This window comes from Burkholderia sp. 9779_493, from assembly GCF_015712215.1.
In the GTDB taxonomy this organism is placed as follows: Bacteria; Pseudomonadota; Gammaproteobacteria; order Burkholderiales; family Burkholderiaceae; genus Burkholderia; species Burkholderia cenocepacia.
In genome coordinates this window covers 21664-40379 of sequence record NZ_JACCQA010000051.1, presented here as the reverse complement: position 1 = coordinate 40379, position 18716 = coordinate 21664, and the positions used below count along the sequence as shown (strand labels likewise).

Here is an 18716-nt window from a genome sequence, read left to right as displayed (position 1 = left end):
CCCTCAGCGCCGCCCACCTGCTCGCCCCGATCACCAGCGACATGGAGCAGGTGAATCGCGTTATCCGGCAAAGCCTCGCGTCCGACGTGCTGCTGATCAACCAGATCGCTGAGTACATCATCGGCGCGGGCGGCAAGCGGCTGCGTCCGGCGTTGCTGCTGCTCGTCGCCGGCGCGCTCGGCGAAACGTCGCACCAGCGGCACGTGCTGGCCGCCGTCGTCGAGTTCATCCACACGGCCACGCTGCTGCATGACGACGTCGTCGACGAATCCGAGCTGCGCCGCGGCCGCCAGACCGCCAATGCGCTGTTCGGCAACGCGGCGAGCGTGCTGGTAGGCGATTACCTCTACTCGCGCTCGTTCGAGATGATGGTCGGCGTCGGCAAGATGCGCGTGATGGAGATCCTGTCCGAAGCAACGACGATCATTTCGGAAGGCGAGGTGCTGCAGCTCCTGAACATGCACGACGCGGACGTCGACGAAACGCGCTACATGCAGGTGATCCGCTACAAGACGGCCAAGCTGTTCGAGGCGTCGGCGCGCCTGGGCGCGGTGCTCGCGGGCGCCGATGCGCCGACCGAGGCCGCCGCCGCCGAATACGGCCGCCGGATCGGCACCGCGTTCCAGATCATGGACGACTGGCTCGACTATGCGGGCACCGCCGAGGCAATGGGCAAGAATGCCGGCGACGACCTGCGCGAAGGCAAGCCGACGCTGCCGCTCATCTATCTGATCGAGCGCGGCACGCCCGAACAGTCGGCGCTCGCACGCGAGGCGATCGAACAGGGCGGCACCGATCGCTTCGACACGATTTTCGAAGCGATCACGCGCTCGGGCGCGCTCGATCACACACTCGAATGCGCACGCCAGGAAGCGCAGGCCGCGGCAGCGGCGATTGCCGCGTTCCCCGATTCGATCTACAAGGAAAGCCTGCTCGGGTTGTGCTCGTACTCGACGTCGCGGCAGTCATGAACACGCCGCGAACGGGACGCGGCGCCTTGTCCCGAAAAATTTCTTCATCAAAGTATTCCCTTTTAGAAAAAACATCGTTATAGTTACGTTCTTGCTTGAGACGACGCAGCGATCTTCACGAAGACAGCGAAGTTCGAAGAGCAAAAATCGGGGTGTAGCTTAGCCTGGTAGAGCGCTACGTTCGGGACGTAGAGGCCGGAGGTTCGAATCCTCTCACCCCGACCAGATTTAAAAAAACCGTGCACCGTGTGCACGGTTTTTTTTCGTCCGGCCGCCGCGAGCCCCTCGTGTCGCGCGCGACACATCGCGGTCGCCGGCCTCTGCTATATTTCCCCCATCCCTGTCCTTCACTGCCCTTTCCAACGCGTGGACCAAATTCCCTTATGGGCGCAAATCGGCGCCGTCTTCCTGCTTCTCCTCTGTTCCAGCTTCTTTTCCATTTCCGAGACCGCGATGATGGCGCTCAATCGCCATCGGCTGAAGCATCTCGCCGGCCAGGGCGCACTCGGCGCGAAAACCACGCAGGGGCTGCTCACGCGCACTGACTTGCTGCTCAGCGTGATCCTGATCGGCAACAACCTGTTCAACACGATCATCCCCGTCCTCACGACGTCGCTCGCGCTCCATACGTTCGGCCGCAACAATCTCGCGCTGTCGATCGCGACCGGCGTCGTCGCGTTCCTGATCATCGTGTTCGCGGAAATCGCGCCGAAGATCGTCGGCGCGACGTTTCCCGAGCGCATCGCACTGCCCGCGAGCCTCGTGATCGCCCCGCTGATGCGCGTGTTCAAGCCGGTCGTCTGGTTCGTCAATGCGCTCGCGAACGGCGTGCTGTGGGTGCTGCGCATCAACACGAAGAAGGGCCGCGACCAGCGGATGTCGGCCGACGAGCTGCGGGCCATCGTGCTCGAATCGAGCAGTTTCATGCCGACCAAACACCGCAGCATCCTGCTCAACCTGTTCGACCTCGAGAACATCACGGTCGACGACGTGATGGTGCCGCGCCGCCAGATCGAGTCGCTCAACTTCTACGCGCCGCTCGACGACATCCTCCATCAGCTCGAAACCTGCTATCACAACCGGCTGGTGGTCTACGAAGGCGACATCGACAAGGTGCTCGGCGTGCTGCACGTGCGCAAGACGCTCACCGCGCTGCACAACCAGGATTTCGACCGCGAGACGCTGCGCTCGCTGCTCACCGAACCGTACTACGTGCCGTCGGGCACGCCGGTGGTCCAGCAGCTCCAGTTCTTCCAGGAAACCCGGCATCGCACCGCGCTCGTCGTCAACGAATACGGCGAACTCGAAGGGCTCGTCACGCCCGAGGACATCATCGAGGAACTGATCGGCGAATTCACGACGTCGATGCCGCGCAGCGAACGCGCGGGCGGCTGGGACGAGAACGGCGAATGCATCGTCTCGGCCAGCATGCCGCTGCGCGAACTGAACCGCTGGCTGCACCTGAAACTGCCGACCGACGGGCCGAAGACGCTGAACGGGCTGGTACTCGAGATCCTCGAGGAAATTCCGGAAGACGACGTGTGCCTGAAAATCGGCGACGTGATGCTCGAAGTGATGCGCAGCGACGATCAGGCAGTGCGCACCGTCAAGCTGTTCAAGCCGCGCGGCGCGCGCACCGGACGCACCGCCGCGCGCTAGGGCCTGTTCGCGCTAATAACGGGCTTGCGCCGGCCCTAGCCGAACGGCCGACTGCCGGCGCCGCCCGCGGCGCGCGATCATCTGCGCATCACGGACAACAGGCGGCCCGCGTGCCGGCTCACATGCATTTCCCTTCCTCCGGAGCGCCGCTGCACCCGCAGTCGTCGCCCGCGCACGCCGGCGCGCCGCCCACCGCGCCCCACGCACTCGATGCGGCCCAGCTCGACGATGCTCCCGCCGTACGGCTGCTGACGGACACGCTGCATGCGGCGCGCGTGCGCGACGCGTCGGACATCCACGTCGAGCCATTCGAAGCCGGCTGGCGCATCCGTCTTCGCATCGACGGCGTGCTGCACGAACATGCGCGCCCGCCGCTACACCTGCGCGATGCGCTCGTCACGCGGATCAAGGTGCTCTCGCGCATGGACATCGCCGAGCGGCGGCTTCCGCAGGACGGCCGGCTGCGCATCGCGATCGACGGCGGCACGCGCGGCGACTACCGCGTCAGTTCGCTGCCCACGCTGTTCGGCGAAAAACTCGTGCTGCGGCGGCTCGAAACACTGCCGCCCGATCTCTCGCTTGCCAACCTCGGCTTCGACGCGCGGCAGGCCGCCGCGATGGAGGCCGCGATCCGCGCGCCGCACGGCCTCGTGCTCGTCACGGGCCCGACCGGCAGCGGCAAGACGCTGTCGCTCTACTGCGCGCTGCAGATGCTCGATCGCGACGCACACAACGTCTGCACGGTCGAGGATCCCGCCGAGATCCAGCTCGACGGGATCAACCAGGTCGGGGTCGCCGACAAGGCGGGGCTCACGTTCGCGACCGCGCTGCGGGCGCTGTTGCGGCAGGATCCGGACGTGATCATGGTCGGCGAGATTCGCGATGCGGAGACGGCCGATGTCGCGATCAAGGCTGCGCAAACCGGCCACCTCGTGCTGTCGACGCTGCACACGAACGACGCGCCGGCCGCCGTCGCGCGGCTGCTCGATATCGGCGTCGCGCCGTACAACCTCGCGGCCGCGCTGCATCTCGTCACCGCGCAGCGTCTCGTCCGGCGCCTGTGCGTCGCCTGCCGCGTGCATTCGGACGCATCGGTGCGTGCGCTGCGGGAAGCCGGCTGTGACCCGGCGGCGCTGGCAGCCGGATGGCGGCCGTTCGTCGCGCGTGGCTGTTCCGCCTGTCACGGCATCGGCTATCGCGGCCGCATCGGCCTGCATCAGACGATGCCGGTATCGCCCGCGCTGGCGGAGCGCATCGTCGCGCGGGCGAGCGTCGGCGAACTCGCGCAATGCGTGGCGGCCGAGGGGGGTCGCAGCCTGCGCGACGCGGCATTCGCCCGCGTCCTGGACGGCACGACGAGCATCGCGGAAGCCGTCGCGGCCACACCTGCGGCATGAGCATAAGTATGCGCACGCCACCGCGCGAAACCCGCTTTGCATGGCGCGGCCGCCATCGCGACGGCTCGCCGCGCCGCGGGATCGTCGTCGCCTTCGACGCCGCGGCCGCGCGCGCCACGCTCGCACGCGACGGCATCGCGGTACTGTCGCTCGACGGCCGCGGGCCGGCCCGTCCGCCCGCGGCGGCCGCACGCGACATCACGCGCTTCACGCGCCAGCTCGCAAGTCTGCTGCAGGCCGGCCTGCCGCTTGCGCCGTCGCTCGAGATGCTCGCCCGCACCCGCACGCGCGACGGCGTGCCGCGCATCGCCGCGGGACTCGCCCGTGAAATCGTCGGCGGCCAGCGCTTTGCCGATGCGCTCGCACGCTATCCATCGCAGTTCGGCACGCTGTATCGCCAGTTGATCGAGGTCGGCGAGGCGTCCGGGTCGCTCGGCATCGTGCTGACCCGGGTCGCGGAACATCGCGAGCGCGCCGATGCGCAATGGCGCAAGCTGCGCGCCGCACTCGCGTATCCGGCCGCCGTCATCCTGTTCGCGCTCGCGATCTCGGCAGCCTTGATGGTGTGGGTCGTGCCGACCTTCCGGCAGATCTTCGACGGTTTCGGCGCCGCCCTGCCCGCGCCGACCCGCGCACTACTCGCGCTGTCCTCGGCACTGTCGGCGTGGGGCGGTGTGCTGCTGGCCGGTGCGGCCGCCATAGCGCTGGCCGCGCAGCATGCGCTGCGGCGCTCGGCCGCGCTGCGTCATGCGCTCGCGCGGCGCCTGCTGCGCGCGCCGCTCGCGGGCAGCGCGCTGGAACGGTTCGCGGCCGCGCGCTGGTGCCGCTCGCTGGCGACCCTGCTCGGCGCCGGCGTGCCGCTCGCCGATGCGTTCGCCACGCTCGAGCGCACGGCCGGCCACCCGGTGTTCGCGCACGCCACCGCGCACATCGCCGCACGCGTGTTGCGCGGCGTCCGTCTGGCCGATGCGATGCATTCGGCCGGCTGCTTTCCGGACGACGTCGTGCAACCGATCGCCGTCGCCGAGGAAACCGGTGCGCTCGACTCGATGCTCGGCGACATCGCCGCGTTGTGCGAACGCCAGCTCGACGCGCGTCTCGATGCGCTCGCGGCGCTCGGCGAACCGTTGATCGTGATCGTCCTGGGCGCGCTCGTCGGCGGCCTCGTGATCGCGATGTACCTGCCGATCCTTCAGCTCGGCAACGTGGTGTAGCATCGCAACCGATTCTGTCGCCTTTTAGTCCGATCCTTGAGCCTCATGACGCCAGCGCCCCTGTCCGCCGTTTCCGATTCGCCCGAGAGCACGCTGCTCGCGCTGGCGATGCTGCCGCCCGCGCTGCAGTATGCGTTCGCGGTCGTCATCGGCCTTTGCATCGGCAGCTTCCTGAACGTGGTCGTGCACCGGTTGCCCGTGATGATGCAGCGCGCGTGGCAGGCCGAGATCGCCGAAGCGACGGGCGCCGCAAGCACCCCGCCCGACGATGGTTATCCGCCGCGCTACGATCTGTGGCGCCCGCGCAGCGCCTGCCCGCATTGCGGCCACGTGTTGCGCGCATGGGAGAACATCCCGGTCGTCAGCTACCTGATGCTGCGCGGACGCTGCCGGCGCTGCGGCCATGCGATCGGCATCCGCTATCCGCTCGTCGAGCTCGCGTGCGCAGGGCTCGCGGCCGGCTCGCTCGCGGCGTTCGGCCCGACCGTCGCCGCGCTTGCCGCGTTCGCGCTGTGCGCGGCGCTGCTCGCGATGAGCGCGATCGATATCCGGACCGGCTACCTGCCCGATTCGATGACGCTGCCGCTGCTGTGGGCCGGGCTCGTGCTGAACCTCGGCGGCACGTTCGCTTCGCTGCGCTCGGCCGTGATCGGCGCGATGGCCGGCTACCTGTTCCTGTGGTCGATCTACTGGCTGTTCAAATGGCTGCGCGGCATCGAGGGCATCGGTTTCGGCGACCTGAAGCTGCTTGCCGCGCTCGGCGCATGGATGGGCTGGGCCGCACTGCCGCAGGTCGTACTGTTCGCGGCGGTGACCGGCGCGGTCGTCGGGCTCGTCGCGACCTGGCGCGGCCGCATGCGCTTCGAGGAGCCGATTCCGTTCGGCCCGTTCCTCGCGGCCGGCGGCGTCGCCACGCTGTTTTTCGGCACCCCTTTCTATGCGGCGCTCGGAGGCTGACATGTTTTCAGTAGGACTCACGGGCGGCATCGGCAGCGGCAAGACGACCGTTGCCGACCTGTTCGGCGCCCGTGGCGCATCGCTCGTCGATACCGACCTGATTGCCCATCGCATCACCGCGCCGGGCGGTCTCGCGATGCCGGCTATCGAGCACGCTTTCGGTCGCGGCTTCGTGGCCGCCGACGGCTCGCTCGATCGCGCGAAGATGCGCACACTGATCTTCAGCGACGACGACGCGCGCCGGCGCCTCGAAGCGATCACGCATCCGCTGATCCGTGCGGAGACCGATCGCGAGGCGCGCGAGGCTCGGGGCCCGTACGTGATGTTCGTCGTGCCGCTGCTCGTCGAGTCGGGCACGTGGAAGGCGCGCAGCGATCGCGTGCTGGTCGTCGACTGTCCGGTCGAAACGCAGATCGCACGCGTGATGCGGCGCAACGGCTTCACGCGCGAACAGGTCGAAGCGATCATCGCGCGACAGGCGACGCGCGAGGCCCGCCTCGCGGCTGCCGACGACGTGATCGTCAACGACGCGGTCACGCCCGACGCGCTCGACGCGCAGGTCGATGCACTGCACCAACGCTACGTCGCGTTCGCGGCCGCCGCGCACTGAGCATCGCGCGCAATCGTGATGGTGTACGAAATTGGCGCGTTGCTAGGGTAGAGAGGGGGCATTAGAATGTCCTTCATTGTTTCAATCCCTACCCAAGAGGCGAGCGCGCTTGATTCTTTACGAGTATCCGTTCAACGAGCGAATTCGCACGCTGTTGCGTCTCGAAGATCTGTTCGAGCGCTTCGCGTTCTTTTTGGCTCAGGAGGACCCGCGTGAACACCACGTCGCGCTGACGACGCTGTTCGAAATCGCCGAGGTAACGGGCCGCGCGGACCTGAAATCGGATCTGATGAAGGAGCTCGAACGTCAGCGCCAGACGCTCGCCCCCTTTCGCGGCAATCCGGGCATCGAGCAGAACGCGCTCGAAGCCGTGCTCGGTGAAATCGAGCAAACGCTCGCGAATCTTGCGCAGATGCAGGGCAAGACCGGCCAGCACCTCGTCGACAACGAGTGGCTCGCCAGCATCCGCAGCCGCGCGGTGATTCCGGGCGGGACATGCAAGTTCGACCTGCCGTCGTACTACGCGTGGCAGCAATGGCCCGCCGAGCAGCGGCGCCAGGACATCGCGAAGTGGGTCCTGCCGATGCTGCCGTTGCGCGACGCCGCGGCGATCGTGCTGCGGCTTGCGCGCGAATCAGGCCAGGCGTCGAAGGTCATGGCGATGCAGGGCAGCTATCAGCAGATGCTGTCCGGCCGCACCTATCAACTGATGCAGGTGCGGGTAGCGCCGGAGCTGCGCGTCATTCCCGAAGCGAGCGCCAACAAATACATGCTGTGGGTACGGTTCACCATGCAGGACGGCGACGTGCGGCCGCGTGCGGTGGACATCGACGTGCCGTTCCATCTGACCCTGTGTAATCTGTAACGGCCGCGTGCCGGTTCAACGCTTTCGTATGACTACCGTTGTGAAATGTCCGTCGTGCGGCGCAGAAGTGCGCTGGACGCCTGAAAACAAGTTCCGTCCCTTCTGTTCGGCCCGCTGCAAGCAGCTCGACCTTGGCGCATGGGCCGCGGAAAAGTATCGGATCGGCGGCGCCTCCGACGAGGGCCCGTCGTCGGAAGAGGACGGCACGGACAACCGCCGCGACAGCTGAGCGGCGCGCGGCGCCGCCGTCCGCCGATATGGCCCGCGTTTCCGGCGGGCCGCCACGGCGTCATTGCGACGCCGCTTCCTTCTCGAGCAGTTCGAGCACCGGCAGCGCCGCCGGCAACAGCGGCGCGACCTCGACCGGCAGTTGCTGCCATACGAACGCCTGCCCTTCCTTGCTGTGCGGCTCGCCCGTCCAGCCCGTCACCTTGCAGAAATAGAGCCGCACGTACGCGTGCGGATAATCGTGCTCGAGCGTGTGCCAGCGGTGGCTGGCCGTGACCTCGATGCCGAGTTCCTCGTGCAGCTCGCGCGCCAGCGCATCCTCGACGCTTTCGCCGGCCTCCAGCTTGCCGCCCGGAAACTCCCAGTAACCTTCATACGGTTTGCCCTGCAGGCGTTGCGCGAGCAGATACCGACCGTCCGGCTGCACCATCACGCCGACCGCGACTTCCGTCACCTTGCGGCCGTCCGGCGCCCGCACGGCGCCCTGTGCCAGATCCGCGCTCATGCCTGCTCCTTGCGGCCCGACCAGTCCCGCGCGAACTGCCACGCGACGCGGCCCGAGCGCGAGCCGCGCTCGAGCGCCCACACGAGGGCGTCGCCGCGTGCCGTGTCGATCTCCGTCTCCGGGCAGCCGAAGTGGCGCAGCCAGTGCGCGACGATGTCGAGGTAGTCGTCCTGCTTGAACGGATAGAAGCTGACCCACAGGCCGAAGCGCTCCGACAGCGAGATCTTCTCCTCGACGACTTCGCCGGGGTGAATCTCGCCGTCAGGAAGATGCTTGTACGACTCGTTGTCGCTCATGTACTCGGGCAGCAGGTGGCGACGGTTCGACGTCGCGTAGATCAGCACGTTGTCTGACTGCGCGGCGATCGACCCGTCCAGCGCGACCTTCAGCGCCTTGTAGCCCGATTCGCCGTCCTCGAACGACAGGTCGTCGCAAAACACGATGAACCGCTCCGGACGCTGCGAGATCAGGTCGACGATGTCGCCGAGATCGTGCAGGTCGTCCTTGTCGACTTCGATCAGGCGCAGCCCGTCGTTCGCGTACGCATTCAGGCACGCCTTGATCAGCGACGACTTGCCGGTACCGCGTGCGCCGGTCAGCAGCACGTTGTTGGCCGGCTTGCGCTGCACGAACTGCCGCGTGTTCTGGTCGATCAGCGCCTTCTGGCGGTCGATGTTGTGCAGGTCGCCGAGCGTGATCGATGACACGGCCGGTACCGGCTGCAGGTAACCGCGCCCCTGGCGCTTGCGCCAGCGGAACGCGTGCGCCGCGTTCCAGTCGATGGCCGCCGGTGCGGGCGGCAGCATCCCTTCGAGACGGCCGAGCAGCGCTTCCGCGCGCGTCAGAAACTGTTCAAGCTTGTCCATGTCGTTCGAGCGCTCCCGATCAGGAGCGGTAATCCGCGTTGATGCTCACGTAATCGTGCGACAGGTCGCACGTCCAGACGGTGGCCTGCGCGTCGCCACGGCCAAGCAGCACGCGGATCGTGATCTCGCTCTGCTTCATCACGCGCTGGCCGTCCTCTTCCTGGTAGGCCGGGTTGCGGCCGCCGGCCTTCGCGACGAGCACGTCGTCGAGATAGAGGTCGATCTTGCCGACGTCGAGATCCGCGACGCCCGCATAGCCGATCGCCGCGAGAATCCGGCCCAGGTTGGGGTCGGATGCGTAGAAGGCCGTCTTTACGAGCGGCGAGTGGCCGATCGCGTACGCGATCTGGCGGCATTCGGCGACGCTCTTGCCGCCTTCGACCTGCACCGTCATGAACTTCGTCGCGCCTTCGCCGTCGCGCACGATCAGTTGCGACAGCACCTGCGCGACTTCCGTCACCGCGTCGCGCAGCGCCGCATAGGCCGGCGAATCGGTCGACGTGATGGCCGGCAGCGTGCTCTTGCCCGATGCGATCAGGATGAACGAGTCGTTCGTCGACGTGTCGCCGTCGATCGTGATGCAGTTGAACGAGCGGTCGGCGACTTCCTTCACGAGCGTGTCGAGCACCGGCTGCGCGACGTTCGCATCGAACGCGAGGAAGCCGAGCATCGTCGCCATGTTCGGCTTGATCATGCCCGCGCCCTTGCTGATGCCCGTCAGCGTGACCGTGTGACCGTCGATCGTCACCTGGCGCGACGTCGCCTTCGGCAGCGTGTCGGTCGTCATGATCGCCTGCGCGGCGTCGAACCAGTTCGCGGCCTTGCGGTTCGCGAGCGCGGCCGGCAGACCGGCCTTCAGGCGGTCGATCGGCAGCGGCTCGAGGATCACGCCGGTCGAGAACGGCAGCACCTGCGCCGGCTCGATGCCCGCGAGGCGTGCGAGTTCCGTGCACGTTTCACGGGCGTTCACGAGGCCCGGCTCGCCGGTGCCCGCGTTCGCATTGCCGGTATTCACGACCAGTGCGCGGATGCCCGCGCCGCCCGCACGCACCTTCGCCAGATGCTCGCGGCAGACGGTGACCGGCGCTGCGCAGAAACGGTTTTCGGTGAACACGCCCGCGACCGTCGCGCCTTCGTCGACGGAAATGACCAGCACGTCCTTGCGATTCGGCTTGCGGATGTTCGCCTCCGCCCAGCCGAGCGTGACGCCGGCGACGGGATGCAGTTGGGCGGGATCGATCGACGGAAAATTGACTGCCATGGGGCACACCTGCCGGATGGAAAATGCCGGCACGCGCCGGCATCGATTGGAAGAACCGGCGGCCGCACGCGCGGGCCGCCACAACTCACATCACTGACTCGAAGCTGCGAACGACGCGGCACGCGTGACGCGCGCCGCCGCCGATCATGACAGCTTCCCGTGACATTGCTTGTACTTCTTGCCGCTGCCGCACGGGCACGGGTCGTTGCGGCCGACCTTCGGCATTTCGCCGCCGGGGCCACCGTGCGTCATCGCGCTGCCGACCATGTCGGCCGTCGCCGTGGCCGCCGCAGCAGCAGTCGTGACGTTCGCCACCGGGGCGCCGGCGTCCGCGTAGTCGGCGTGCTGGTATTCGACGTTCTCGAGATGACCGCCGCGCTCCTCGATCTGCTCGGCCGCCTCCTCGAGCTGCTCCGGCGACTGGATCTGCACGTTCATCACGATGCGCGTGACTTCCTGCTTGATCGCGTCAAGCATCGCGGCGAACAGTTCGAACGCCTCGCGCTTGTACTCCTGCTTCGGGTTCTTCTGCGCATAGCCGCGCAGGTGAATGCCCTGGCGCAAGTGGTCGAGCGCCGCGAGGTGCTCGCGCCACAGGCGGTCGACCGTCTGCAGCATCACCGAGCGCTCGAACGCGCTGAACGATTCGCGACCGACCATCGCGACCTTCGCCTCGTACTGCTCGTCGGCGGCCGTCGTCACCGCGTCGAGGATCTCCTCGGCCGTGATCGACGACGACTCGTTCACCATTTCCTGGATCGCGAGATCGAGCTGCCAGTCGTTGCGCAGCGCTTCCTCGAGCTCGGGCACGTCCCACTGCTCTTCGATGCTGCCTTCCGGCACGAACTGGCGGACGACTTCGGTGATCACGCCGTGACGCATCGCGGTGATCGTCTCGGTGATGTCGTGTGCTTCGAGCAGCTCGTTGCGCTGCTGGTAGATCACCTTGCGCTGGTCGTTCGACACGTCGTCGTATTCGAGCAGCTGCTTGCGGATGTCGAAGTTGCGCGCTTCGACCTTGCGCTGCGCCGATTCGATCGACCGCGTGACGATGCCGGCTTCGATCGCCTCGCCTTCCGGCATCTTCAGGCGATCCATGATCGAGCGCACGCGATCGCCCGCGAAGATGCGCAGCAGCGGATCGTCGAGCGACAGGTAGAAGCGCGACGAGCCCGGATCGCCCTGACGGCCTGCACGGCCGCGCAGCTGGTTGTCGATCCGGCGCGATTCGTGGCGCTCGGTGCCGATGATGTGCAGGCCGCCCGCGGCCTTCACCTCCTCGTGCAGCGTTTCCCACTCGTCGTGCAGCTTCTGGATGCGGCGCGCCTTTTCGTCGGCCGGGATCGAATCGTCGGCCTCGATGAACGCCGCCTGCTTCTCCGCATTGCCGCCGAGCACGATGTCGGTACCGCGGCCGGCCATGTTGGTCGCGATCGTGATGCGCTTCGGACGGCCAGCTTCCGCGACGATCGCCGCTTCACGCTCGTGCTGCTTCGCGTTCAGCACTTCGTGCGGCAGCCCGGCCTGCTTCAGCAGGTGCGACAGCAGTTCGGAGTTCTCGATCGACGTCGTGCCGACCAGCACCGGCTGGCCGCGCTCGTAGCAGTCGCGGATGTCGCGGATCACCGCATCGTAGCGCTCCTTGGCCGTCTTGTAGATCTGGTCCTGCTTGTCGATCCGCTTCGGCGGGCGGTTGGTCGGGATCACGACCGTCTCGAGACCGTAGATCTCGTTGAATTCGTACGCTTCGGTGTCCGCGGTGCCGGTCATGCCGGCCAGCTTCGCGTACATCCGGAAGTAGTTCTGGAACGTGATCGACGCGAGCGTCTGGTTCTCGCTCTGGATCTTCACGTGTTCCTTCGCCTCGACGGCCTGGTGCAGCCCGTCGGACCAGCGGCGGCCGGCCATCAGGCGGCCCGTGAATTCGTCGACGATGACCACTTCGCCGTTCTGCACGACGTAGTGCTGATCCTTGTGGAACAGCGTATGGGCGCGCAGCGCCGCGTACACGTGGTGCATCAGCGTGATGTTCTGCGGCGCGTACAGGCTCTCGCCCTCGCCGATCAGGCCCCATTCGGCAAGCAGGCGCTCGGCCTTCTCGTGGCCCGATTCCGTCAGGAACACCTGGCGCGCCTTCTCGTCGAGCGTGTAGTCGCCCGGCTTCTCGACGCCCGTGCCGTCGGCCTTCTCTTCGCCGATCTGGCGCTCGAGCAGCGGCGGCAGTGCGTTCATCCGCACGTACAGCTCGGTGTGATCCTCGGCCTGGCCCGAAATGATCAGCGGCGTACGCGCTTCGTCGATCAGGATCGAGTCCACTTCGTCGACGACCGCGAAGTTCAGGGCCCGCTGCACGCGCGCGTCGGTCTCGTAGACCATGTTGTCGCGCAGGTAGTCGAAGCCGAATTCGTTGTTCGTGCCGTACGTGATGTCCGCCGCGTAGGCCTGCTGCTTCTGGTCGTGCTCCATGCCGGACAGGTTGATGCCGACCGACAGACCGAGGAAGTTGTAGAGGCGCGCCATCCATTCGGCGTCGCGCTGCGCGAGGTAGTCGTTGACGGTCACGACGTGCACACCGCGGCCGGCCAGCGCGTTCAGGTACACGGGCAGCGTCGCGACGAGCGTCTTGCCCTCGCCGGTGCGCATTTCCGCGATCTTGCCGTAGTGGAGCACCATGCCGCCGATCATCTGCACGTCGAAGTGCCGCATCTTCAGCACGCGACGGCTCGCCTCGCGACACACCGCGAAGGCCTCGGGCAGCAGCTTGTCGAGCGACTCGCCGGCCGCGACCCGCTGGCGGAATTCGTCCGTCTTGCCGCGCAACTGGTCGTCCGTCAGCTTCTCGATCTGCGTTTCGAGCGCATTGATCGTCGCGACGGTCTTTTGGTATTGCTTGACGAGCCGCTGGTTGCGGCTGCCAAAAATTTTCTGGAGAAAACCGGTTGTCATCGGATCGGATCCTGCGTCGCAGCACCGGCGCCCGGCGCGTGTTGCGCGCCCCGGCGCCCGAGCCTCGGCGGCTTAGCGAATTAGTGGACTCAAACGTCGAATTTTAGCACGCGGGGACGCGTGCGCCTGCGTCCCGGCCGCACGGGCATGGCGCGCCGGGGCCGGGCGGACAGGGGCGAAAGCCGCCCGTGCGCGGGCCGGCACGGGTACAATCGGCTGCAACGTCCGCGCGCGTGCGCGCTCGAATAAAGCCTCGATGAACCGATTTTCCAAGCGTTTCGGCCCGCTCGCCGCCTATCGTCCGCAACCCGTGTCCGAAGTGCTCGGTCGTACCGACGCATTCGCGGCGCTGCGCGCCGGTGTCGAGCAGATCGCGTCGCTGCAGCGCGACCTGGGCGCTTGCCTGCCCGATTATCTGGCGAATCACGTCGAACCGGGCTTCATCAAGGACGGCACCCTGACCCTCTTTGCCGCGCACAATGCGCTGGCAGCACGGCTGCGACAGGTCGAGGTGCGGCTGCTCGGCGACCTCCAGAAGCGCGGCTGGCCCGTGACGACGCTGCGCGTGCGCGTGCGGCCGAAAGACGCGCCGGAGCCGCCGCACGTGAAGCAGGCTCGGATGACCTCGGCCGGCGCCGCCGCGCTGCGCGACCTCGCCGACCACCTCGAACCGTCGCCGCTGCAGGCCGCGCTCGCGCGGATGGCGGCACGACACGGCGCGAAGCCGCGTTGACCGCACCGGTCATCGGCGGCCGCCAGCCAACAAAAAAGCGACCCGAGGGTCGCTTTTTTTATCGCTTGCGCTGAACGCCGGTCACGCGAAGGCCGTCTGCGCGTCGAACGCGAACCCCTTCGGTGCAGCCTGCGGATCGTCGAACGTCACGATCTCGTACGCGTCTTCGTGCGCGAGCAGTTCGCGCAGCAACGCGTTGTTCAGGCCGTGGCCCGACTTGTACGCGGTGTACGACGCCAGCAGCGGATGGCCGATCACGTACAGATCGCCGATCGCGTCGAGCATCTTGTGCTTCACGAACTCGTCGTCGTAGCGCAGCCCGTCGTTGTTCAGGATCCGGTACTCGTCGAGCACGATCGCGTTGTCCATGCTGCCGCCGCGCGCCAGGCCGATCTCGCGCAGCATCTCGGCTTCGTGCGCGAAACCGAACGTGCGCGCACGCGCGATCTCGCGCACGTACGACGTGGTCGCGAAATCGACCTCGAGTTCCTGGCCCGTCTTGTCGACGGCCGGGTGACGGAAGTCGATCGAGAACTTCAGCTTGAAGCCGAAATACGGATCGAGCCGCGCGAACTTGTCGCCGTCACGGATTTCGACCGGCTTCTTCACCTTGATGAAACGCTTCGGCGCGTTCTGTTCCTCGATGCCGGCGGACTGGATCAGGAACACGAACGTGGCGGCGCTGCCGTCCATGATCGGGATTTCCTCGGCCGTCACATCGACATACAGGTTGTCGATGCCGAGACCCGCACACGCGGACATCAGGTGCTCGACCGTCGACACGCGCACGTCATCCTTCTGCAACACCGACGCGAGCCGCGTGTCGCCGATCGACATCGCCGATGCGGGAATGTCGACCGGCGTGGGCAGGTCGACGCGTGAAAAGACGATGCCCGTGCCGGGCGCGGCGGGACGGAGCGTCAACTCGATCTTGCGGCCCGAGTGGACACCGATACCCACGGTCTTCACGATGGATTTGATGGTGCGCTGCTTCAACATGGTCTTCTTCGTCTTGATTGAAGATATCAATCAGGAGTTATATTCGATAGGCGGGATTATAGCGTAATTCCCTATTCAACGCTGTCTGAAACTGCGTATCAATCTGTTTCGACAGTTTACCCGTGCCGATACGGGACGGGCCGATGCCCGGAACGGAGGCGTTTCCGGTCATCAGCCCGTGTTACAACTGCCCTGAGGCCGGTGAGCAGCGTTGCCGGAAGGCAACGGCGCACCGCACGATCAGGACGTCAACGTCGCGAGAACACTCGCCGCATCGCTCACTTCGAATTTGCCCGGCGCCTCGACGGCCAGCGTCTTGACCACACCGCCGTCAATCACCATCGCGTAGCGCAGGGAACGAATTCCCATGCCACGCGCGGACAAATCCTGCGTCAGCCCCAGCGCATGAGTGAAAGCCGCGCTGCCGTCCGCCATCATGCGCACCTTGCCCGCGGTGTGCAGATCACGTCCCCATGCGCCCATCACGAATGCGTCGTTGACGGACACGCACCAGATCTCGTCGATCCCCGCCGCGCGCAATTGCTCGGCGTGTTCGACGTAGCCCGGCACATGCTGCGCCGAGCAGGTCGGCGTGAAAGCGCCCGGCAATCCGAAGATCACCACCCGCTTTCTCGCCACCTGGTCGCGCACGCTGCAGGCGTTCGGCCCCAGCGTACACCCTTCGCGCGCGTCGTCGATGAACTCGAACAATTGCGCGTCGGGCAGCGCGTCGCCCACTTGAATCATGGCTGGTCCCTCATAGCGATACGGTTTTTCAGCGTGTTGCGGACAGCCCGGCCCATCCCGCTTCGCTCGAGCGAAGAGGGCACCTTTCCCGGCCCGGCGTCGCATCCGACGCGGCCTGTCTGGGTCCGTAGCATCCGTCACGCCGGCGATACCGCGGCGATCTCAACGACTGCGCCGCGGCTTCGCCTGTGTTTGCGTCAGTCAGCCTGCTTGCGCAGGAAAGCCGGGATGTCGTACGTGTCGACACCCTTCTCCTGCAGCGCCTGCACGTGCGATGCCGCGGTTTCGCGCGAATTGCGCCACACCGCCGGCGTATCGAGCGCGCCGTAGTCGGCCGTGCTGACGTGCTGCGCCGGCGCGTAGCCGTGCGACACCGCGCTGACCGGCTGGTTGTCCGTACCCGTGCGCAGCAGCGTCATCGGTGCCGACTGCTGCTTCTTCGCCGCACGGCCCAGACCCGTCGCCACGACCGTCACGCGCAGTGCATCGCCCATCGCGTCGTCGTACACCGCACCGAAGATCACCGTCGCATCTTCCGCCGCGTAGCTCTTGATCGTGTTCATCACTTCGCGCGTTTCCGACAGACGCAGCGAACGGCTCGACGTGATGTTGACCAGCACGCCGCGCGCGCCCGACAGATCGACGCCTTCGAGCAGCGGGCTCGCCACGGCCTGTTCCGCCGCGAGGCGCGCGCGATCGACGCCGGCGACCGTCGCCGTGCCCATCATCGCCTTGCCCTGCTCGCCCATCACCGTCTTCACGTCTTCGAAGTCGACGTTCACGAGGCCGTCGACGTTGATGATTTCCGCGATGCCTGCCACCGCGTTGTTCAACACGTCGTCCGCGCACTGGAAGCACTTGTCCATCTCGGCGTCGTCGCCCATCACGTCGAACAGCTTGTCGTTCAGCACGACGATCAGCGAGTCGACGTGATCCTCCAGTTGCTGCGAGCCTGCTTCGGCGACGCGCATGCGCTTGCCGCCTTCGAACTCGAACGGCTTGCTGACGACACCGACCGTCAGAATGCCCATCTCCTTCGCGATCTGCGCGACCACCGGCGCCGCGCCCGTACCCGTGCCACCGCCCATGCCGGCCGTGATGAACACCATGTGCGCGCCGCGCAGTGCGTCGGCGATGCGCTCACGCGCTTCTTCCGCCGCCGCACGACCCATTTCCGGCTTCGCACCGGCGCCCAGACCCGTGTTGCCGAGCTGGATCACCGACGATGCGCGCGAACGCGACAGCGCCTGGGCGTCCGTGTTCATCACGATGAAGTCGACGCCCTGCACGCCGCGGTTGATCATGTGCTGGACGGCATTGCCGCCAGCGCCGCCAACGCCGACCACCTTGATGATGGTGCCGTTGGTCTCGGTTTCCAGCATTTCGAATTCCATTGTTGCCTCCGTCAAGAGAATGACTGCTACTCGGCCGTTATTCGGCAGGAGATCGGGCAACCCCCTGTCGCGCGCCAGCCGCCGGCACCAGCGCGAATTTCGATTCGGTTTGTCAGAAGTTGCTCAGGAACCATTCCTTCATCCGCGAGAACACCTGCCCCGCGTTGCCGGACTGCACGGCGACCTTGCGGCCGCGCATGCGCTGCGCACTGCCTTCGACGAGCAGCCCCATCGCCGTCGAGTAGCGCGGATTGCGCACGACGTCGGACAGGCCGCCTGCATATTCCGGCGCGCCGATGCGCACCGGTTTCAGGAAAATGTCTTCACCGAGCTCGACCATGCCCGGCATCATCGACGCGCCGCCGGTAATGACCACGCCGGAGCTCAGGAGTTCTTCGTAACCCGACTCGCGCACGACCTGCTGCACGAGCGAGAACAGTTCCTCGACGCGCGGCTCGATCACCGCCGCGAGCGCCTGGCGCGACAGCGTGCGCGGGCCGCGTTCGCCGAGGCCCGGCACTTCGACCATTTCGTCCGGATCGGCGAGCGCCTGCTTCGCGATCCCGTAGCCGACCTTGATGTCTTCCGCGTCCGGCGTCGGCGTGCGCAGCGCCATCGCGATGTCGCTCGTGATCTGGTCGCCGGCGATCGGGATCACCGCCGTGTGGCGGATCGCGCCTTCGGCGAAGATCGCGATGTCGGTCGTGCCGCCGCCGATGTCGACCAGCACCACGCCGAGATCCTTCTCGTCTTCCGTCAGCACCGCCAGCGACGACGCGAGCGGCTGCAGGATCAGGTCGTTCACTTCCAGCCCGCAGCGGCGCACGCACTTGACGATGTTCTGCGCGGCGCTCACCGCGCCCGTCACGATGTGCACCTTCACTTCCAGCCGGATGCCGCTCATCCCGATCGGCTCGCGCACGTCTTCCTGGCCGTCGATGATGAATTCCTGCGTGAGGATGTGCAGCACCTGCTGGTCGGTCGGGATGTTGATCGCCTTCGCGGTCTCGATCACGCGCGCGACGTCCGTCTGCGTGACTTCCTTGTCCTTGATCGCGACCATCCCGCTCGAGTTGAAGCTGCGGATGTGGCTGCCCGCGATCCCCGTAAACACGTTGGTGATCTTGCAGTCGGCCATCAGCTCGGCTTCCTCGAGCGCGCGCTGGATCGACTGCACGGTGGCCTCGATGTTGACCACCACACCTTTCTTCAGACCCTTCGACTCGCTCTGGCCGAGACCGATCACCTCGTAGTGACCCTCGCCCTTCAGCTCGGCGACGATGGCCACCACCTTCGACGTGCCGATGTCGAGGGAAACCAGCAGATCCTTGTAGTCTTTGCTCATAAAGTGCTCTTGCGTGTGA

The 18716-nt window shown here is 66.6% G+C and carries 17 protein-coding genes and 1 tRNA gene; 10 read left to right on the top strand and 8 right to left on the bottom strand.

The features are described from left to right. From H0X95_RS32615 to H0X95_RS32575, 9 genes are all read left to right on the top strand, one after another. On the top strand, positions 1–971 hold a 971-nt coding region (locus tag H0X95_RS32615), incomplete at its 5' end, for a polyprenyl synthetase family protein (protein WP_230878324.1). 148 nt (positions 972–1119) lie between these two features. After that, a tRNA-Pro gene (locus tag H0X95_RS32610) sits at positions 1120–1196 on the top strand. 141 nt (positions 1197–1337) lie between these two features. Then, positions 1338–2630, top strand: a complete 1293-nt coding sequence (locus tag H0X95_RS32605) for an HlyC/CorC family transporter (RefSeq protein WP_006489250.1) — start codon at positions 1338–1340, stop codon at positions 2628–2630. A 122-nt stretch (positions 2631–2752) separates the two neighbouring features. Beyond that, positions 2753–4027 (top strand): GspE/PulE family protein, encoded by a 1275-nt coding sequence (locus tag H0X95_RS32600; RefSeq protein ID WP_059721675.1) that lies wholly within the window; start codon positions 2753–2755, stop codon positions 4025–4027. 8 nt (positions 4028–4035) lie between these two features. After that, complete coding sequence (locus H0X95_RS32595) at positions 4036–5241, top strand: type II secretion system F family protein (RefSeq protein ID WP_059721676.1); 1206 nt, start codon at positions 4036–4038, stop codon at positions 5239–5241. Between the two features lie 45 nt (positions 5242–5286). Then, positions 5287–6198, top strand: coding sequence for a prepilin peptidase (locus H0X95_RS32590; protein WP_006496767.1), 912 nt, complete (start codon positions 5287–5289; stop codon positions 6196–6198). Between the two features lies 1 nt (position 6199). Next, positions 6200–6808 (top strand): dephospho-CoA kinase, encoded by a 609-nt coding sequence (gene coaE, locus H0X95_RS32585; protein WP_058901238.1) that lies wholly within the window; start codon positions 6200–6202, stop codon positions 6806–6808. A 109-nt stretch (positions 6809–6917) separates the two neighbouring features. Continuing rightward, positions 6918–7673, top strand: a complete 756-nt coding sequence (gene zapD, locus H0X95_RS32580; RefSeq protein ID WP_006487143.1) for a cell division protein ZapD — start codon at positions 6918–6920, stop codon at positions 7671–7673. A 28-nt stretch (positions 7674–7701) separates the two neighbouring features. After that, positions 7702–7902: a DNA gyrase inhibitor YacG gene (locus tag H0X95_RS32575; RefSeq protein ID WP_011544509.1), complete on the top strand. Its 201-nt coding sequence runs from the start codon at positions 7702–7704 to the stop codon at positions 7900–7902. 60 nt (positions 7903–7962) lie between these two features. Here H0X95_RS32575 and H0X95_RS32570 read toward each other — a convergent pair whose 3' ends face one another. From H0X95_RS32570 to secA, 4 genes are all read right to left on the bottom strand, one after another. Next, positions 7963–8406 carry an NUDIX domain-containing protein gene (locus tag H0X95_RS32570; RefSeq protein ID WP_006487137.1) on the bottom strand — a complete coding sequence of 148 codons (444 nt, stop codon included), beginning with the start codon at positions 8404–8406 and terminating at the stop codon, positions 7963–7965. Next, complete coding sequence (locus H0X95_RS32565; RefSeq protein WP_006487097.1) at positions 8403–9272, bottom strand: ATP-binding protein; 870 nt, start codon at positions 9270–9272, stop codon at positions 8403–8405. Before H0X95_RS32565 ends, H0X95_RS32570 begins: the two co-directional genes overlap by 4 nt. 19 nt (positions 9273–9291) lie before the next feature. Next, positions 9292–10533, bottom strand: coding sequence for a bifunctional glutamate N-acetyltransferase/amino-acid acetyltransferase ArgJ (gene argJ / locus H0X95_RS32560; RefSeq protein WP_006496770.1), 1242 nt, complete (start codon positions 10531–10533; stop codon positions 9292–9294). 144 nt (positions 10534–10677) lie between these two features. Next, on the bottom strand, positions 10678–13479 hold the full coding sequence (gene secA, locus H0X95_RS32555; protein WP_006493335.1) for a preprotein translocase subunit SecA: 2802 nt from the start codon (positions 13477–13479) through the stop codon (positions 10678–10680). 256 nt (positions 13480–13735) lie between these two features. Between secA and H0X95_RS32550 the strand changes: the two genes are divergently transcribed. Next, on the top strand, positions 13736–14212 hold the full coding sequence (locus H0X95_RS32550) for a DUF721 domain-containing protein (RefSeq protein WP_006487136.1): 477 nt from the start codon (positions 13736–13738) through the stop codon (positions 14210–14212). 81 nt (positions 14213–14293) lie between these two features. Here H0X95_RS32550 and lpxC read toward each other — a convergent pair whose 3' ends face one another. The 4 genes from lpxC to ftsA all read right to left on the bottom strand — a co-directional run bounded on the left by lpxC (position 14294) and on the right by ftsA (position 18697). Then, positions 14294–15211, bottom strand: coding sequence for a UDP-3-O-acyl-N-acetylglucosamine deacetylase (gene lpxC / locus H0X95_RS32545; RefSeq protein ID WP_059721677.1), 918 nt, complete (start codon positions 15209–15211; stop codon positions 14294–14296). 240 nt (positions 15212–15451) lie between these two features. Next, entirely contained in the window at positions 15452–15958 is a 507-nt protein-coding gene (locus H0X95_RS32540) for a peroxiredoxin (RefSeq protein WP_059721678.1), read from the bottom strand. A 197-nt stretch (positions 15959–16155) separates the two neighbouring features. Next, positions 16156–17352, bottom strand: coding sequence for a cell division protein FtsZ (ftsZ, locus tag H0X95_RS32535; RefSeq protein ID WP_006487140.1), 1197 nt, complete (start codon positions 17350–17352; stop codon positions 16156–16158). A gap of 112 nt (positions 17353–17464) precedes the next feature. Then, a complete protein-coding gene (ftsA, locus tag H0X95_RS32530; protein WP_006487138.1) occupies positions 17465–18697 on the bottom strand; it encodes a cell division protein FtsA in 1233 nt (410 codons plus the stop codon). Positions 18698–18716 lie beyond the last annotated feature (19 nt).

Excerpts from the sequence above, each read along its gene's own strand:
- lpxC (WP_059721677.1), bottom strand. The coding sequence starts at position 15,211 with ATGTTGAAGCAGCGCACCATCAAATCCATCGTGAAGACCGTGGGTATC.
- H0X95_RS32575 (WP_011544509.1), top strand. The coding sequence starts at position 7,702 with ATGACTACCGTTGTGAAATGTCCGTCGTGCGGCGCAGAAGTGCGCTGG.
- ftsZ (WP_006487140.1), bottom strand. The coding sequence starts at position 17,352 with ATGGAATTCGAAATGCTGGAAACCGAGACCAACGGCACCATCATCAAG.
- H0X95_RS32600 (WP_059721675.1), top strand. The coding sequence starts at position 2,753 with ATGCATTTCCCTTCCTCCGGAGCGCCGCTGCACCCGCAGTCGTCGCCC.
- argJ (WP_006496770.1), bottom strand. The coding sequence starts at position 10,533 with ATGGCAGTCAATTTTCCGTCGATCGATCCCGCCCAACTGCATCCCGTC.
- H0X95_RS32540 (WP_059721678.1), bottom strand. The coding sequence starts at position 15,958 with ATGATTCAAGTGGGCGACGCGCTGCCCGACGCGCAATTGTTCGAGTTC.
- ftsA (WP_006487138.1), bottom strand. The coding sequence starts at position 18,697 with ATGAGCAAAGACTACAAGGATCTGCTGGTTTCCCTCGACATCGGCACG.
- H0X95_RS32565 (WP_006487097.1), bottom strand. The coding sequence starts at position 9,272 with ATGGACAAGCTTGAACAGTTTCTGACGCGCGCGGAAGCGCTGCTCGGC.
- H0X95_RS32595 (WP_059721676.1), top strand. The coding sequence starts at position 4,036 with ATGCGCACGCCACCGCGCGAAACCCGCTTTGCATGGCGCGGCCGCCAT.
- secA (WP_006493335.1), bottom strand. The coding sequence starts at position 13,479 with ATGACAACCGGTTTTCTCCAGAAAATTTTTGGCAGCCGCAACCAGCGG.
- H0X95_RS32550 (WP_006487136.1), top strand. The coding sequence starts at position 13,736 with ATGAACCGATTTTCCAAGCGTTTCGGCCCGCTCGCCGCCTATCGTCCG.
- H0X95_RS32590 (WP_006496767.1), top strand. The coding sequence starts at position 5,287 with ATGACGCCAGCGCCCCTGTCCGCCGTTTCCGATTCGCCCGAGAGCACG.
- H0X95_RS32570 (WP_006487137.1), bottom strand. The coding sequence starts at position 8,406 with ATGAGCGCGGATCTGGCACAGGGCGCCGTGCGGGCGCCGGACGGCCGC.
- coaE (WP_058901238.1), top strand. The coding sequence starts at position 6,200 with ATGTTTTCAGTAGGACTCACGGGCGGCATCGGCAGCGGCAAGACGACC.